Source organism: Streptomyces atriruber (genome assembly GCF_001418325.1).
In the GTDB taxonomy this organism is placed as follows: Bacteria; Actinomycetota; Actinomycetes; order Streptomycetales; family Streptomycetaceae; genus Streptomyces; species Streptomyces atriruber.
In genome coordinates this window covers 1-15,979 of sequence record NZ_LIPN01000432.1, presented here as the reverse complement: position 1 = coordinate 15,979, position 15,979 = coordinate 1, and the positions used below count along the sequence as shown (strand labels likewise).

Here is a 15,979-nt window from a genome sequence, read left to right as displayed (position 1 = left end):
GGCGTCCGCGGACGCCCCGATGGCCGACGACGTGGAGAAGGTCCGCGGCATCGTCTCCGACGAGGTCGCCGCCTTCGGCGCCGCCCAGCGGGCCGCGCACATCACGCCGACCGTGGTCGCCCTGCGCACCATGGCCGCCGATGTGGTGGCCGGCGAGATGGCCCGGCTCGAAGGACGGCTGCCGGGCCTGGCGGACAAGCAACGCGCGGAGATCACGCAGACCGTGCGCCGCGTCGTCGACAAGCTGCTGCACGCGCCGACGGTGCGGGTCAAGCAGCTGGCGAGCGAGCCCGGCGGCGCCGGGTACGCGGACGCGCTGCGCACGCTCTTCGACCTCGACCCGCAGACGGTCGCGGCGGTCAGCAGGGCTGACCACATGAACAACGAGAACGACGACCCGAATAGAGGCCGGGCATGACGGAGAGGGCTCTCAGGCTCGGGACCAGGCGCAGCAGGCTGGCCATGGCCCAGTCCGGCCAAGTGGCCGAGGCAGTCCAGGAGTTGACGGGACGTTCCGTCGAACTCGTGGAGATCACGACGTACGGCGACACCTCGCGCGAGCACCTCGCGCAGATCGGTGGCACCGGCGTCTTCGTCGCCGCGCTGCGCGAGGCGCTGGCCCGCGACGAGGTCGACTTCGCCGTCCACTCGCTCAAGGACCTGCCCACCGCGCAGCCCGCCGAGCTCACCCTCGCCGCCGTGCCGGTGCGCGAGGACCCGCGCGACGCCCTGGTGGCGCGCGACGGCCTGACGTTCGCGGAGCTGCCCGAGGGCGCCCGCGTGGGCACCGGTTCGCCGCGCCGCATGGCGCAGCTCAACGCCTACGCGCGCAGCCACGGCATGACCATCCAGACCGTGCCGATCCGCGGGAACGTCGACACCCGCATCGGATACGTGCACAAGGGGGAGCTCGACGCCGTCGTGCTCGCCGCCGCCGGACTCAACCGCGTCGGCAGGGCCGACGAGGTGACCGACTTCCTGTCGGTCGACACGATTCTGCCCGCCCCCGGCCAGGGGGCACTGGCGATCGAGTGTGCCGCGCACAACGCGTCACTCGCCGCCGCGCTCGCCGAGCTCGACGACCCGTACACCCGGGCCGCCGTGACCGCCGAGCGCTCCCTGCTCGCCGCCCTGGAAGCCGGCTGCAGCGCCCCCGTGGGCGCGCTGGCCGATTTGCTGGCCGACGGGCAGATTGTCAAGGAGATGCGCCTGCGCGGTGTCGTCGGTACGACCGACGGCTCGTCGCTGGTGCAGCTGTCCACCACCGGTCCCGTGCCCGAGACGGAGACCCGAGCCATGGCGCTGGGCCGCGAACTCGCGGCCGAGATGCTCGCCAAGGGCGCGGCCGGTCTGATGGGGGAGCGAGCACTTTGAGCCCCACCTCGAACCTTCCCGGCCTTCCCGCACACGGGCACGTCACCTTCCTCGGTGCCGGACCCGGAGATCCGGGACTGCTGACCCTGCGCGCCGTCGAGGCGCTGGCCCGAGCGGATGTGCTGATCGCCGAGCCGGATGTGCTCGACGTCGTCCGCGTGCATGCCAGGGGAGGTGTGGACACACCCCAGCCGACAGCTGACGACACGTCAATGACCGCCGACGCGACGCCGTTCCGAGCTGCCGCCAATCTTGTCATGGAGGCAGCGAAGGGCGGCAGGCGGGTCGTGCGTGCGGTGAGCGGCGACCCGGGCCTTGACACGAACGCGGCCGACGAGATGCTGGCCTGCGCCGCCGCGGGCATCCCCTTCGAAGTGGTGCCGGGCATCGCGGCCGCCGTCGGTGTGCCCGCGTACGCGGGTGTGCCGCTGCGGGACGCGCAGGGCACGGACGTGCGCTTCGTCGACGCCCGTACCGCCTCCGACCGCTGCTGGAGCGAGGTCGGCGCGTCCGACGGGACCGTCGTCGTCTCGACGGCCCTCGACTCCGTGGCCGCGGCCGCCGGTGAGCTGGTGGCCGCGGGCCGCAAGCCGGACACCCCGATGACCGTGACCGTCGCCGGTACGACGACGCGTCAGCGCACCTGGACCGCCACGCTCGGCACCGTCGCGCAGGTCCTCAAGCAGGCGAAGGTGCTGCCCTCGCCCGACGGCGGCCGGCCCGTCATAGCCGTGGTCGGCGAGTGTTCGGCCCCCGCCCAGCGCGATCAGTTGTCGTGGTTCGAGTCGAAGCCGCTCTTCGGGTGGCGCGTCCTCGTGCCGCGCACGAAGGAGCAGGCGGCCTCGCTCTCCGACCAGCTGCGTTCCTACGGCGCCGTGCCGCACGAGGTCCCGACCATCGCGGTCGAGCCGCCGCGCACGCCCCAGCAGATGGAGCGCGCGGTCAAGGGCCTGGTCACCGGCCGGTACGAGTGGATCGCCTTCACCTCCGTCAACGCCGTCAAGGCGGTGCGGGAGAAGTTCGAGGAGTACGGGCTCGACGCGCGTGCCTTCGCCGGGATCAAGGTCGCGGCCGTCGGCGAGCAGACCGCCGCCGCGCTGGTCGCCTTCGGCGTCAAGCCGGACCTGGTGCCGAGCGGTGAGCAGTCGGCCGCCGGTCTCCTGGAGGACTGGCCGCCGTACGACCCGGTCTTCGACCCGATCGACCGGGTGTTCCTGCCGCGCGCGGACATCGCCACGGAGACGCTCGTCGCCGGTCTCATCGACCTCGGGTGGGAGGTCGACGACGTCACCGCCTACCGGACGGTGCGCGCGTCGCCGCCCCCGGCGGAGACCCGCGAGGCGATCAAGGGCGGCGGCTTCGACGCGGTCCTCTTCACCTCGTCCTCCACGGTGCGCAACCTCGTCGGCATCGCCGGCAAGCCGCACAACGTCACCGTGATCGCGTGCATCGGCCCCGCCACCGCGAAGACCGCGGAGGAGCACGGGCTGCGGGTCGACGTGATGGCTCCGGAGCCTTCGGTGCACAAGCTCGCCGAGGCGCTGGCCGATTTCGGGTCCCGGCGCCGGGCTGCGGCTCTTGAGGCGGGGGATCCCGTCACCCGGCCCAGCGAGCGTCGTCCGGGGTCCCGTCGGCGCCGCACCGCCCCGTAGGTACCTTTGGGTGGGCGCCGCCCCTTTTGGTGCTCCGCACCGGGGGCTGTGCCCACCCGTGCCGCCCAGCGGCACGTTTGCCCACAGCGGGCAGCGCCCCTGCGGCACGTCGGCCGGTGACGGGGCGACGAGCGGTATGAGGTGAGGTTTCAGTGACGAAGTACGGGTCCTTCCCCGGAGCGCGGCCGCGGCGGCTGCGGACCACCCCCGCGATGCGGCGCATGGTCGCCGAGACGCGTCTGCATCCGGCCGATCTGATCCTGCCCGCGTTCGTGCGCGAGGGGATCAGTGACCCGGTGGAGATCGGGGCCATGCCCGGCGTCTACCAGCACACCCGCGACAGCCTGAAGAAGGCCGCCGTCGAGGCGATGGAGGCCGGCGTCGCCGGGATCATGCTCTTCGGCGTCCCCGAGGAGTCCAAGAAGGACGCCGTGGGCACGGCGGGCACCGACCCGGACGGGATCCTGCAGGTCGCGCTCCGCGATGTGCGGGCCGAGGTCGGCGACGACCTGATCGTCATGTCGGACCTGTGCCTGGACGAGACCACGGACCACGGGCACTGCGGTGTGCTGGACGCCGAGGGCCGGGTCGACAACGACGCGACCCTTGAGCGGTACGCCGAGATGGCGCAGGTCCAGGCCGACGCGGGCGCCCACGTGGTCGGCCCGAGCGGCATGATGGACGGTCAGATCGGGGTCATCCGCGACGCGTTGGACCAGGTCGGCCACGAGGACGTCGCCATCCTCGCGTACACCGTGAAGTACTCGTCGGCCTTCTTCGGCCCGTTCCGCGAGGCCGTCGGCTCGTCGCTCAAGGGCGACCGCAAGACGTACCAGCAGGACCCGGCCAACACTCGTGAGTCGCTGCGGGAGCTGGCCCTGGACCTGGAGGAAGGCGCCGACATGGTCATGGTCAAGCCCGCGGGTCCCTACCTCGACATCCTGGCCAAGGTCGCCGACGCGGTGGACGTGCCGGTGGCGGCGTACCAGATCAGTGGCGAGTACTCGATGATCGAGGCCGCCGCCCAGCGGGGCTGGATCGACCGGGACCAGGCGATCATGGAGTCCCTGACCGGGATCAGGCGCGCGGGCGCGAACATGATCCTGACGTACTGGGCGACCGAGGTCGCGCGGAAGCTCTGACGCCCCGGCGGGCGGCCCTTGACCTCAACCTCGGTTGAAGTCGGAGGGTGGTGTGCATCGACGTTCGTTCCCACGTTCCGAGGAGCACACCATGCGCGCTGTCGTCCTGCACGAGTTCGGTCCCGCCGAGAACCTCCGCAACGAGACCCTGCCCGACCCCGTCGCGGGGCCGGGCCAGGTGCGGATCGCCGTGCGGGCGGCGGGAGTTCACTTCGTCGAGACGGTGATGCGGCGGGGCGAGGCGTCCGACATGGCGCCACCGCTGCCCGAACTGCCCGCGGTCCTCGGCGGTGAGGTCGCGGGGACCGTGGAGGCCGTGGGCCCCGGTGTCGACGCCGCGTGGCTCGGGCGTGCCGTGGTGGTCCCGCGCTCGGTCCCCGGCGGATACGCCGAACTGGCGGTCGCCGAGGTCGCGGAGGCACACGTCATCCCCGACGGCCTCGGCTTCGAGGCCGCGGCGACCATGGTGATGACCGGGGCGACCACCATGGGGCTGCTCGGCGCGGCCCGGCTCCGCTCCGACGACGTGGTGCTGGTGACCTCCGCCGCCGGTGGCGTGGGGCGGCTCGTCGTCCAGTACGCGCACGGCATCGGGGCGACGGTGGTCGGCGCGGCCGGCGGGCCCGCCAAGGTCGAGGCCGTGCGGGGGCTCGGCGCCGACATCGCCGTCGACTACAACCGGCCCGGCTGGGAGCGCGAGGTCGCCGAGCGGCTCGGCGGCGGTCGGCGCGTCACCGCCGTGCTCGACGGGGTGAGCGGCGAGAAGGGCGCGGCCGCCTTCGAACTGCTCGCCGACGGCGGACGGTACGTCGTCATCGGCTGGTCGTCGCAGAGCGACTTCGCACCCCGCCCCGAGGTGCTCGCGGAGCGGGACATCACCGTCACCAACGCGCTGCTGCAGCTGATCGAGAACCCCGGCGAGGGCCCCACCCGCGAACGCGAGGCCCTGGAGGCCGCGGCCAAGGGGCAGTTGGTGCCCGAGTTCCAGACGTTCCCGCTGGAGCGGGCGGCCGAGGCGCACGCCGCCATCGAGCGGCGGGAGACCACGGGCAAGGTGCTTCTCGTGCCGTAGGGGACCAGGCCCTAGCCCTGGCCCCGCTTGAGCAGGGTCGACAGACGGGAGAAGCCGTCGGCGCCGTGCCCCTCCTCCACGGCGCGGTCGAGGAGGGCCTGGAGAGGCTCGAACAGGTCCGTCCGCAGTCCCTGATCGGCGTACGTCCGAAGGAAGTTGGGGTGCGCCTCGCGGTTCATGGCGAGGTTGGACACATCGGTGACGTGCCGGTCGGTGTCGATCGCCTCGGCGGCGCCCGGCACGAGCCCGTCCGTCATCGCCACCACCCAGTCCCTGAGCAGCGGCGCGAAGTCGCGGGCCGGAATGCCCGCACTGCCGATGAGCGCGAAGGCCTGGGCGACGCCGAGCGCCATGCCGTTCATGCCGGTGAGCAGGGAGATGTCGTACAGGGCGGCCAGACCGGGGTCCTTGCCGACCCACTTCGTGTCGGCGAGCGCGGCCAGGGTCGGGCGGTGCGCCTCGAAGGCCGCCTCGTCGGCGCCGCTGTAGAGGATGTACGCGCCGGGCGTCGCGATCATCTGCGGGACGGCCATGATGCCGCCGTCGAGGTACGTGATGCCGTGCGCCGCCGCCCAGTCGGCCAGCTCGCGCGCCTGGCCCGGCGTGCCGTTCGTGAGGTTCACGAGGGTGCGTCCCGCGAGGGCCTCGGCCTCCGGCTCCAGGAGGGCGCGCACGTTGTCGTTGGTCGTGAGGCAGACGATGACCGGGCCGCCCGCGGTGATGGCGTCCCGCGCGGTGGCCGCCGGAGCGGCGCCCTGGGCCACCAGCGGGCCGGTCTTCGACTCCGTCCTGTTCCATACGGTCGTCCGGTGCCCGGCCTTGATCAGGGCACCGGCGAGGGCGGTGCCCATCAGGCCGAGACCGAGGACGGAGACAGGGGTGTTGGGCACGGGGAGCTCCTTCGAGGCGTCCCGTCGGACCGTTCCTTCGGGTACGCGTTCGATCCTCGTTCGGCTCCATGAGGCGGACAAGTACCGACTTTTTTGTGCGGTACTCACCAAAAGGTGCGTGTGCCGGTCGGAGCTCCCCGTGCCGGGCCGGGTCAGCCGAACTGACCGGGCTGGTAGTCGCCTGCGGGCTGCTGGAGGATGACGTTCAAGCGGTTGTAGCTGTTGATGAGGGCGATCAGCATCGTCAGGCCGGTCAGCTGCTCCTCGTCGAAGTGCTTGGCGGCGTTGCCCCAGACCTCGTCCGAGACCCCGCCCGCCGCGTCGGCGATGCGGGTGCCCTCCTCCGCCAGCTCCAGGGCGGCGCGCTCCGCGTCGGTGAAGACCGTGGCCTCGCGCCACGCGGCGACCAGGTGGAGACGCGTCGCGTTCTCACCGGCGGCGATCGCCTCCTTGGTGTGCATGTCGAGGCAGAATCCGCAGCCGTTGATCTGGCTCGCGCGGATCTTCACCAGTTCCTGCGTGGCGGCCGGCAGCCCCGTGTCCGAGACGACCTTGCCGACCGCGGTCAGGTGCTTGATGGCCTTGCCTGCGGACGGGCTTGCGAAGACGTTCAAACGGGGTTCCATGGTGTGCTCCTGTGCCGTTGGCCGGTGGTTCACAGTTAGGACGGACGGACCCCGCGAGATGTGACACGTACGGATGTGACCCGCGTCTCTCGCCCTTCCGGTCACCGGATGAGGGCGTCCTGCGGCGACCGCTGCCAGTAGGTGGTCCGCACTGAGCCGTCCACGTGGACACCGCCCGAGGGCAGCTCCACGGCCGCCTCCGGGCCGACGCCGCCGTCCATGGCCCGGTCGGCGAACAGGACGCCGAGACGGTGGGCGGTGCGGCCTCCCTCCCCGTCACTCTCTCCGTCGCCCTCCGTCTCCGAAAGGGCCACGCCCGCGTACGCCGACTCGCCGGGCTCCAGGGTGACGACCGCCTGCGGTACGGAGTCCGGGTCGGTGTCGGCCGGGGCCTGGGCGTCGTCGAAGCGGAGGTAGGGGGCGTCGTAGGCGTCACACGGCCTGGTGCCGGTGTTCGTGGCGGTGATCAGGAGGTGGTGCGCCGGGCGTGCGACCTCGGTGACGGTCACTTCGGTGTTCGCGCCGGTGCAGGGGACCGAATTCCGTGCGGTGCGCCGGTTGGAGGACGGTTGCGGAACCGTGCTGTGCTTGTTCGTCGTCTGCGCCACGAGCGTTGCCGCGCCCTCGTCCCGGGTGCCGGTTCCGCTGGCGCAGCCCGTCAGGGAGAGGGTGCCGAGTGCGATGGCGGTGGCCGCAGAGATGCGGACTGCGGCAGTGGTCCGGGAACCGGTGCGGGGCATGGCTGGTCCTTACTGAGTGCCGGATGCGGCGTGCTTGGATGGCCTGGCGGGCACAGCTTGTGCCCTGGGGGGTCCCAGCCGCCACGGGTGCCGGGGAGTTGGGGACGCTGGAACGGTCGCACCGGCTCTGAACAGGGGGAACGAACTCCCCTTGGAACGCGTGAATGGAATGGTGGAGGGTGGAGATGGCGACTCTCGCGGAGCTGCTGCGGGAGCTCAAGGAGCGGTCCGGGCTCAGTTATGGAGTGCTGGCCAAGCGGCTCCACATGAGCACGTCGACGTTGCACCGGTACTGCAACGGGGACGCGGTTCCCACCGAGTTCGCTCCGGTGGAGCGGTTCGCCCGCCTCTGCAAGGCGTCGCCGGAGGAGCTCGTCGAGGTCCACCGGCGGTGGATCCTGGCGGACGCCTCGCGGGGCAAGAAGGCGGAACCGGAGCGTGTCGAACCCGCGCCGGTACGCGCCGAACCCCTGCAGGTGCGCGCCGACCCCCCGCCGGGATGTGCCGGGCCCAAGCAGGAACGCCCCGGACCCGAACCGGAAGAGCCCGGCCCCGAGACCGAGTTGGTCACGGACCGGCGGCAGCGGACCCTGTCGCGCAGGCGGCGCCCCCTCATCCTCGCGGCCGCCGTCGCCGCGGTCGTCGGCATCAGTTCCGTCGCCCTCGCCATGAACGGCAACGGCGGCGACGGGCACAAGAAGGACACGGGCGCGGCATCCTCGCCCCACCCCGGTGAGTCGCCCGACGACGCCCCCACCGGCAAGGGCAAGGGTCAGGGCGACGACGACGAGAAGAAGGACGGCGGCAAGAAGGAGGACGGCGCCTCCGCGTCGCCCTCCAGGAGCGGCGGCCCCGGATCCAAGACCTCCCGGGCCCCCGGCAAGGGCCCGGCCTCCGCGGGCGGCAACAGCGGCAGCACCTTCGACGTACCGGTGACGGTGCGCACCAGGCCCTACGCCATGGACGACCCCTGCCTCCAGGACTTCCTCGTGAACCGCAAGGCCTCCGAGGTGCCGGAGCAGCCCGCGGCGCAGGACGCGGCCGGCTGGGTCGGCGACCTCGGCGCCGTCCCGGCGGGCCGACAGCTCATCGAGGTCACCGTGCAGGGCACGGGCGACGAAACCGTCGTCCTGCAGGACATGAACGTCCGGGTGCAGAGCACCAGTGCGCCGCTGGCCTGGAACAACTTCCAGATGGCGACCGGCTGCGGCGGCGACGTCGACCCCAAGTCCTTCTCCATCGACCTCGACGACGGGTCGCCGCACGTCAAACCCCAGTCGGGTCAGCGCGACTTCCCGTACAAGGTCAGCGAGAAGGACCCCGAGGTCTTCTTCATCATCGCCGACACCGATCTGCACGACGTGCGGTGGTACCTGGAGCTGGAGTGGTCCAGCGGCAAGCGGCACAACTCCCTGCGCATCGACGACCAGGGCAAGCCGTTCCGCACCAGCGGCAAGAAGGGGCGCCCCACCTACGGCTGGCCGCCCGGCGGCAGCAAGTGGGAGAGGCAGCTTCAGGACGGCTGACCCGGGGCGGCCGCGTCCGCATCCCGGAATGGCGTGTGTAGCCCGCACCTACGTGCTTAGGGTGCGGGCACAGCCGCCAGAGCCGAAGGAGCCGTCGCCGTGACCGTCACCGAGCCCTCCCGCACCGCAGTCCCCCAGCCGCCGCTCGCCGCGCGGGCCGCGGCGGTCGGGGGCTCGCCGGTACGGGACATCCTCGCGGTCACCGCGCGCCCCGAGGTCATCAACTTCGCGGGCGGCCTGCCCGCCCCCGGCCTCTTCGACGGCGACGGCATCGCGGCCGTCTTCCGCGCGGTGCTCCAGGAGACGCCCGAGCGGGCCCTGCAGTACTCGACGACCGAGGGCGAGCCCGCGCTGCGTACCGCCATAGCGGCCCGCGCGACCGTCCGGGGACTGCCGACCGACCCCGACGACGTGCTCGTCACCACCGGCTCGCAGCAGGCTCTCTCGCTCCTCGCGACCGCGCTGATCGAGCCCGGCGACACCGTCCTCGTCGAGAACCCCTGCTACCTCGCGGCCCTCCAGGCCTTCGCCTTCGCGGGCGCCCGCGTCGTGCCCGTGCCCTGCGACGAGTCCGGCATCGACCCGGCCGCCCTCGACACCCTCGTCGCCCTGCACCGCCCCAAGCTGCTGTACACCGTCCCCACCTTCCAGAACCCGACCGGACGCACCCTGCCCGCCGACCGGCGCGCGGCGATCGCCCGGGTCGCCGAGCGGCTCGGACTGTGGATCGTCGAGGACGACCCGTACGGCGAACTGCGCTTCGAGGGGGAGCGCGCGCCCTGGATCGCCACGTACCCCGGAGCCGAGGACAGGACCGTCCTCCTCTCCAGCTTCTCCAAGGTCATGGCGCCCGGCCTGCGGCTCGGCTGGCTGCGCGCGCCCGCCGCGCTGCTGCGCGCCTGCGCCGTCGCCAAGCAGGCCGCGGACCTGCACACGCCCACCGTCAACCAGCTCGCCGCGGCACGCTACTTGGCCGACCGGGACCTGGACGCGCACGTCGCCCGGGTCGCGGGCGTCTACCGCGAGCGGCGGGACGCGATGCTCGCGGGCCTCGCGGACGCCCTCCCCGAGGGGTCCGGCTGGATCCGCCCCGAGGGCGGCATGTTCGTGTGGGCGAAGCTCCCCGACGGTCACGACACGACGGAGCTGCTGCGGACGGTCATCGAGCACCAGGTGGCGTACGTCCCCGGCGCCCCGTTCTTCGCGGGCGAGCCGGACCGGGCGACCCTGCGGATGTGCTTCGTGACGCAGGCGCCGCAGGAGATCGCGGAGGGGCTGCGGCGCCTCGGCCGGGCGCTTGCGGTCGCGGCTGGTGAAAACTGAGCGAACTCGGTTGAAAGCGGGGGTAGTTGTCAGTCCCTGCGCCTAGGGTGACCACTGTTGAGAGTTCATCCGCCTGGGGAGTGCGGATGCTTCACACAGAGGGGATCTTCCATGCGCAGTACAGCTCTGCCTGCCAAGAGACTCGGACGCGCCCTCGTCGGCGTCGCGGTGGCCGGCGGCCTGATCACCGTCGCCGCCCCCGCGCAGGCCGCCGCCGGTGCCCCGGTCGCCGTCAGCTCGTACTCGTACACGAGCGCCGAGGGCGACTACATCGGCCAGGGCAAGTCGGGCACGTACAAGGACCCGCAGAGCCCCATGCGGATCAGCGGCACCGCGGAGTCCCTGACGGTGTCCCTGCCCGACGCGGAGTGGAGCATCGACATCGCGGCGCCCAGGGGCGACGAGCTGCGCCCCGGTGTCTACCGCGGCGCCGAGCGCGCGGCCTTCCGCACCGGCCGCTCGCCCGGCCTCGACGTCAGCGGCGGCAGCCGCGGCTGCAACGAGGTGTACGGATCGTTCTCGGTCAACCAGATCGAGACGGACGCGGACGGCAACGTCACCCTCCTGGACGCGTCGTTCACCCAGAACTGCGAGAGCGCCACGGCTCCCGCCCTCAAGGGCGCCGTCAAATTCCGGGCCTACCCGCTCTCGTACCGCTTCCAGAGCGACCCCGAGGACTACATCGGCGCCGGCCGCACCGTCGGCTACACCGGCTCCACCAGCACCTTCAAGGCGTCCGGCGACGCGTCCCGGGTGCACTACTCGGCCTCCGGGAAGCGCGACGACTGGTCCGCCGACATCGGCGCGCCCAAGGGGCAGACCCTGGAGGTCGGCAAGACCTACCGGGCCAACCGGTTCGGCGACGACGGCCTCGCGGAACTCGACGTCTACGGCAACGGCCGCGGCTGCAACACCACGTCGGGCGAGTTCAAGGTGACCAGGCTCGCCCTGGACGAAGCCGGTGAACTGAAGGCGTTCGCCGCGACGTTCAAGCAGATCTGCGGCAGTGGAGGCACCGCCGCGCTGAACGGCACCATCCACTACTACGCCTGACCACCCACCCGTCGGGACCGCCCGGGCGTCAGAGGCGCTCGGGCGTCCTGATGCCGAGCAGCGCCATGCCCTGGTGCAGCGTCCGCGCCGTGATGTCGCACAGGAACAGCCGGTTCTCGACCACGTCCTGCGCGGGGCGCGGCTTGATCACCGGGCACTGGTCGTAGAACGTCGTGAACAGCGACGCCAGCTGGTACAGGTACGCGGCCAGCTTGTGCGGGGCGTACTCGGCCGACGCCTCGTAGACGAGATCGCCGAACGCGTCGAGGTGCAGGCCGAGCGCCCGCTCGGCCGGAGCCAGTGCCAGCTCCGGGTGCGCGGCGGCGGCATCGCCCTCGGACTTGCGCAGGATCGACTTGATGCGCGCGTACGCGTACTGCAGGTACACGCTCGTGTCGCCGTTCAGGGAGACCATCTGGTCGAGGTCGAACTTGTAGTCGCGGTTCGCCGACGTCGACAGGTCCGCGTACTTCACGGCGCCGATGCCCACGTACCGGCCGTTCTCGACGATCTCCTCCTCGGAGAGGCCGATCTTCTCGGCCTTCTCCCGCACCACGGCCGTCGCCCGCTCGACGGCCTCGTCGAGCAGGTCCTCCAGGCGCACGGTCTCGCCCGCACGCGTCTTGAACGGCTTGCCGTCCGCGCCGAGCACCGTGCCGTACCCCATGTTGTGCGCGGTGACGTCGTCGTTCAGCCAGCCCATCCGGCGGGCCGCCTCGAAGACCATCTTGAAGTGCAGCGACTGCCGCACGTCCACGACGTACAGCAGCGTCGTCGCGTCCAGGTCGACGACACGGTTGCGGATCGCCGAGAGGTCGGAGGCCGCGTAACCGAAGCCGCCGTCCGCCTTCTGCACGATCAGCGGCACCGGCTCGCCGTCCTTGCCGCGGATCTCGTCGAAGAAGACGACGAGGGCCCCCTCGGAGCGGACGGCCACGCCCGACTCCTCCAGCAGGCGGGCCGTCTCCGGCATCATGTCGTTGTACGCCGACTCGCCGACGATCTCGTCGTCGCGGACCTCCATGTCCAGCTTCTCGAAGACCGAGTAGAAGTAGACCTTCGACTCGTCGACGAAGCGCTGCCACAGGTCGAGCGTCTCCTTGTCGCCGGACTGCAGGGCGACGACCCGCTTGCGGGCCCGCTCCTTGAAGTCCTCGTCCGCGTCGAAGACGGCACGCGACGCCTTGTAGACCCGGTTCAGGTTGCTCATCGCCTGCTCGCCGTCGACGTCCGCGGCCGGGGCCAGCTGGTCGGGGTTCTCGATCAGGTACTGGATGAGCATGCCGAACTGGGTGCCCCAGTCGCCGATGTGGTGGCGGCCGATCGTCTTCTCGCCGGTGAAGTCCAGCATGTGGCGCAGCGCGTCACCGATCACGGCGGAGCGCAGGTGGCCGACGTGCATCTCCTTCGCCACGTTCGGCTGCGCGTAGTCGATGACCGTCGTGCCCGCGGCCGGGTTCAGCGGCACGCCGAGCCGGTCGCCGTCGGCGGAGCGCGCCGCGAGCGTCTCGACGATCGCCTTGTCGGTGACCGTGACGTTCAGGAATCCGGGGCCCGACACCTCGACGTCGGCCAGCAGGTCGCCGCGGGTGATCCGCTCGACGACCTGCGCCGCCAGCTCCCGCGGGTTCGCCTTCGCCTTCTTCGCGAGCGCCAGGATGCCGTTGGCCTGGAAATCGGCCCGGTCGCTACGTCGCAGCAGCGGGTCCGCGGTGCCGGCCTCCGGCAGGGCAGCCGAGAGGGCGTCCGCGAGGCGCTGGTGGACGGAGGCGGTGAGGGACGTGACCGAGGCCATGAATGGGTGCCGTTCTGCTCGGGTGCCTGGGTGTGCTGAAGCTACGAAAACCGAGTATCCCACGCGGTGAAAAGCGGTTTTCGCGGTTAGCGGCCGACCTGGGAGAATGGCTCCGTCAAGCCGTACTCACGTAGAGAAGAAAGGCGTGTCGATCGTGGCTCAGAGCACCGATACCACCGACTGGGTCTCCCGCTATGCGGACGAGGTCATCGCCGAGTCGGAGCGTCGTGCCCCGGGCAAACCGGTCGTCGTCGCCTCCGGACTCTCCCCCTCCGGCCCGATCCACCTGGGCAACCTCCGCGAGGTCATGACCCCGCACCTGGTCGCCGACGAGATCCGCCGCCGCGGGTACGAGGTCCGCCACCTGATCTCCTGGGACGACTACGACCGGTACCGCAAGGTCCCGGCCGGCGTCCCCGGCATCGACGAGTCCTGGGCCCAGCACATCGGCAAGCCCCTCACCTCCGTGCCCGCCCCGGCCGGTTCGGCGTACGCGAACTGGGCCGAGCACTTCAAGGCGGCCATGACCGAGGCGCTCGACGAGCTCGGCGTGGAGTACGACGGGATCAGCCAGACCGCGCAGTACACCTCCGGCGTCTACCGCGAGCAGATTCTGCACGCGATGAAGCACCGCGGTGACATCGACGGGATCCTCGACCAGTACCGGACCAAGAAGGCGCCCGGCAAGAAGCAGTCGCAGAAGCCCGTCGACGAGGCCGAGCTGGAGGCCGCCGAGGGATCGGGCGCCGCCAGCGAGGACGACGGCAGCGGCGGCACCAGCGGGTACTTCCCGTACAAGCCGTACTGCGGCGCGTGCGAGAAGGACCTGACCACGGTCACGTCGTACGACGACGAGAGCACCGAGCTCAGCTACGTCTGCGCGGAGTGCGGGCACAGCGAGACCGTCCGGCTCAGCGAGTTCGACCGCGGCAAGCTGGTCTGGAAGGTCGACTGGCCGATGCGCTGGGCGTACGAGGGCGTCATCTTCGAGCCGTCCGGCGTCGACCACTCCTCGCCCGGCTCGTCCTTCGTCGTCGGCGGCCAGATCGTGCGCGAGATCTTCGACGGCGTACAGCCCATCGGCCCCATGTACGCCTTCGTGGGCATCTCCGGCATGGCGAAGATGTCGTCCTCCAAGGGCGGCGTGCCCACCCCGGCCGACGCCCTGAAGATCATGGAGGCGCCGCTCCTGCGCTGGCTGTACGCCCGCCGCAAGCCCAACCAGTCCTTCAAGATCGCCTTCGACCAGGAGATCCAGCGGCTCTACGACGAGTGGGACAAGCTGGAGTCCAAGGTCGCCGACGGATCGGTGCTCCCCGCGGACGCCGCCGCCCACTCCCGGGCGGTCCGCACCGCCGCCGGTGAGCTGCCGCGCACCCCGCGGCCGCTGCCGTACCGCACGCTGGCCTCCGTCGCCGACATCACCGCCGGTGCCGAGGACCAGACCCTGCGGATCCTGCGCGACCTGGACCCGTCCGACCCGATCACGGCCCTCGACGAGGCCCGTCCGCGCCTCGACCGCGCCGAGAACTGGATCACCACCCAGGTCCCGGCCGACGCCCGTACCGTCGTCCGCTCCGAGCCGGACACGGAACTCCTGTCCTCGCTGGACGACGCGGGCCGCGAGTCGCTGCGGCTGCTCCTGGAGGGCCTCGACTCGCACTGGTCCCTGGACGGCCTCACCCATCTCGTCTACGGCGTGCCGAAGGTGCAGGCGGGCTTCTCCGCCGACGCGACGGCGAAGGAACTGCCCGCGGAGATCAAGGTGGCCCAGCGCTCGTTCTTCGCGCTGCTCTACCGCCTCCTCGTCACCCGGGAGACCGGCCCGCGCCTGCCCACGCTGCTCCTCGCGGTCGGCGCCGACCGGGTGCGCAAGCTCCTGGCGGCCTAGTGCGGCGGGGTCGGCCGGACGGTTCGCCGGTCGGCCCCGCCGCTCCGCTGCATCCTTCGGACTACCGCTGATTCGGCCGGAGGCAGGACGAGACCGGCCGATCCGCGGCCGATCGTGGACGCATGAAAGAAATCATCGGCATCGTCGGCTGGGTCGTGGGCATCCAAGGCGCGCTGGGCATCGTCGGACGGATGTTCGGCGACGAGCCCTGGGGCGCACTGAAGATCTGGTGGGACGTGCCCACGCCCCTCTATGTGGTGCTCGCCGTGGTGGGCGCCGTGCTCGCGGCCTATGGAGAGGCCGCGAAGAAGCGGCGGAAGGCACGGGTCTGAACCCGCGGGCGGAAGCAGAAGCGGGAGCGGAAGCCGCAGCGGCGGCTACGCGATGTGGTCTTCCATGAGCTCGTTGTCCAGACGGGCCGTGAACCGGTCCATGTAGTTGTTCAGCTCGCGGGACTGGAGGCGCAGCCCGAAGGCCGCCTCCGCGTTCGCCGCGAACGCCCCCGGGGTCGGCATGCCCTCACCCTCTATCGAGTGCCGGAACACCTGGTACAGGTCCTCGTCGGAGGGCGCGGGGACGGGCCCCGGCTCCTGCTGCGGGGTGCCCTCGCCGAGCGGACGGGTGCCGCCCGCGCCGTTCGGCACGGGGAACTGTTCCTGCTGCGGCTGCTGTTGCGCGTACTGCTGCTCCTGCTGAGGCTGCTGTTCCTGCGGGTACTGGCCCTCGCCGGTCGCCTGCTGCCGCTCCTGCTCCGCGTACCACTCGTCGTACGGGGCCACCGGTGCGTACGACGCGTTGTGCGCCGAGAACCAGGGGCTCGCATGGTTGGCGACCGGGAGCGTCTCTTCCGGCGTCGGGGCCGGGGCGGGGGTCGGGTCCTGGGCGGGTTCGGGTT

13 protein-coding genes and 2 pseudogenes are annotated in these 15,979 nt (G+C 71.6%); 10 read left to right on the top strand and 5 right to left on the bottom strand.

Features of this window, described 5'->3' with window-relative positions:
* From AOK03_RS34905 to AOK03_RS34885, 5 genes and pseudogenes are all read left to right on the top strand, one after another.
* A pseudogene (locus AOK03_RS34905) lies at positions 1–418 on the top strand (glutamyl-tRNA reductase); the annotation flags it as partial.
* On the top strand, positions 415–1,374 hold the full coding sequence (gene hemC / locus AOK03_RS34900; protein ID WP_055569399.1) for a hydroxymethylbilane synthase: 960 nt from the start codon (positions 415–417) through the stop codon (positions 1,372–1,374). The pseudogene AOK03_RS34905 and the gene hemC, both read left to right, overlap by 4 nt.
* Positions 1,371–3,026, top strand: a complete 1,656-nt coding sequence (locus tag AOK03_RS34895; RefSeq protein WP_055569398.1) for a bifunctional uroporphyrinogen-III C-methyltransferase/uroporphyrinogen-III synthase — start codon at positions 1,371–1,373, stop codon at positions 3,024–3,026. The genes hemC and AOK03_RS34895 overlap by 4 nt, the downstream gene beginning before the upstream one ends.
* A 152-nt stretch (positions 3,027–3,178) precedes the next feature.
* A complete protein-coding gene (gene hemB / locus AOK03_RS34890) occupies positions 3,179–4,168 on the top strand; it encodes a porphobilinogen synthase (protein ID WP_055569397.1) in 990 nt (329 codons plus the stop codon).
* Between the two features lie 91 nt (positions 4,169–4,259).
* Positions 4,260–5,240 (top strand): zinc-binding dehydrogenase, encoded by a 981-nt coding sequence (locus tag AOK03_RS34885; RefSeq protein WP_055569396.1) that lies wholly within the window; start codon positions 4,260–4,262, stop codon positions 5,238–5,240.
* An 11-nt stretch (positions 5,241–5,251) separates the two neighbouring features.
* Here the strand turns inward: AOK03_RS34885 and AOK03_RS34880 are convergent, their stop codons facing one another.
* The 3 genes from AOK03_RS34880 to AOK03_RS34870 all read right to left on the bottom strand — a co-directional run bounded on the left by AOK03_RS34880 (position 5,252) and on the right by AOK03_RS34870 (position 7,496).
* Complete coding sequence (locus AOK03_RS34880) at positions 5,252–6,130, bottom strand: NAD(P)-dependent oxidoreductase (RefSeq protein WP_079075151.1); 879 nt, start codon at positions 6,128–6,130, stop codon at positions 5,252–5,254.
* 152 nt (positions 6,131–6,282) lie between these two features.
* Entirely contained in the window at positions 6,283–6,756 is a 474-nt protein-coding gene (locus AOK03_RS34875; RefSeq protein WP_055569395.1) for a carboxymuconolactone decarboxylase family protein, read from the bottom strand.
* Positions 6,757–6,857: 101 nt separating this feature from the next.
* Positions 6,858–7,496, bottom strand: coding sequence for a DUF4232 domain-containing protein (locus tag AOK03_RS34870; RefSeq protein ID WP_055569394.1), 639 nt, complete (start codon positions 7,494–7,496; stop codon positions 6,858–6,860).
* A gap of 185 nt (positions 7,497–7,681) precedes the next feature.
* Here AOK03_RS34870 and AOK03_RS34865 point away from each other — a divergent pair, with 185 nt between their 5' ends.
* The 3 genes from AOK03_RS34865 (at position 7,682) to AOK03_RS34855 (ending at position 11,398) form a co-directional block, all read left to right on the top strand.
* Entirely contained in the window at positions 7,682–9,022 is a 1,341-nt protein-coding gene (locus AOK03_RS34865) for a helix-turn-helix domain-containing protein (protein WP_107098193.1), read from the top strand.
* A 99-nt stretch (positions 9,023–9,121) separates the two neighbouring features.
* A complete protein-coding gene (locus tag AOK03_RS34860; RefSeq protein ID WP_055569392.1) occupies positions 9,122–10,345 on the top strand; it encodes an aminotransferase-like domain-containing protein in 1,224 nt (407 codons plus the stop codon).
* A gap of 111 nt (positions 10,346–10,456) precedes the next feature.
* Complete coding sequence (locus AOK03_RS34855) at positions 10,457–11,398, top strand: hypothetical protein (protein WP_055569391.1); 942 nt, start codon at positions 10,457–10,459, stop codon at positions 11,396–11,398.
* A 28-nt stretch (positions 11,399–11,426) separates the two neighbouring features.
* On the opposite strand, the gene argS is transcribed toward AOK03_RS34855, so the two are convergent.
* Positions 11,427–13,193: an arginine--tRNA ligase gene (gene argS, locus AOK03_RS34850; protein WP_055569390.1), complete on the bottom strand. Its 1,767-nt coding sequence runs from the start codon at positions 13,191–13,193 to the stop codon at positions 11,427–11,429.
* A 145-nt stretch (positions 13,194–13,338) separates the two neighbouring features.
* Between argS and lysS the strand changes: the two genes are divergently transcribed.
* A complete protein-coding gene (gene lysS, locus AOK03_RS34845) occupies positions 13,339–15,084 on the top strand; it encodes a lysine--tRNA ligase (RefSeq protein WP_244177866.1) in 1,746 nt (581 codons plus the stop codon).
* A 122-nt stretch (positions 15,085–15,206) separates the two neighbouring features.
* Positions 15,207–15,416 carry a hypothetical protein gene (locus AOK03_RS42925; protein ID WP_055569389.1) on the top strand — a complete coding sequence of 70 codons (210 nt, stop codon included), beginning with the start codon at positions 15,207–15,209 and terminating at the stop codon, positions 15,414–15,416.
* Positions 15,417–15,461: 45 nt separating this feature from the next.
* Here AOK03_RS42925 and AOK03_RS43600 read toward each other — a convergent pair.
* Positions 15,462–15,979: pseudogene (locus AOK03_RS43600) on the bottom strand (DUF2637 domain-containing protein); the annotation flags it as partial.

What these genes read in the sequence shown, in the direction of transcription:
- AOK03_RS34865 (WP_107098193.1), top strand. Translation starts at nt 7,682, where the DNA reads ATGGCGACTCTCGCGGAGCTGCTGCGGGAGCTCAAGGAGCGGTCCGGG.
- AOK03_RS34870 (WP_055569394.1), bottom strand. Translation starts at nt 7,496, where the DNA reads ATGCCCCGCACCGGTTCCCGGACCACTGCCGCAGTCCGCATCTCTGCG.
- AOK03_RS34855 (WP_055569391.1), top strand. Translation starts at nt 10,457, where the DNA reads ATGCGCAGTACAGCTCTGCCTGCCAAGAGACTCGGACGCGCCCTCGTC.
- AOK03_RS34875 (WP_055569395.1), bottom strand. Translation starts at nt 6,756, where the DNA reads ATGGAACCCCGTTTGAACGTCTTCGCAAGCCCGTCCGCAGGCAAGGCC.
- AOK03_RS34885 (WP_055569396.1), top strand. Translation starts at nt 4,260, where the DNA reads ATGCGCGCTGTCGTCCTGCACGAGTTCGGTCCCGCCGAGAACCTCCGC.
- AOK03_RS42925 (WP_055569389.1), top strand. Translation starts at nt 15,207, where the DNA reads ATGAAAGAAATCATCGGCATCGTCGGCTGGGTCGTGGGCATCCAAGGC.
- argS (WP_055569390.1), bottom strand. Translation starts at nt 13,193, where the DNA reads ATGGCCTCGGTCACGTCCCTCACCGCCTCCGTCCACCAGCGCCTCGCG.
- hemC (WP_055569399.1), top strand. Translation starts at nt 415, where the DNA reads ATGACGGAGAGGGCTCTCAGGCTCGGGACCAGGCGCAGCAGGCTGGCC.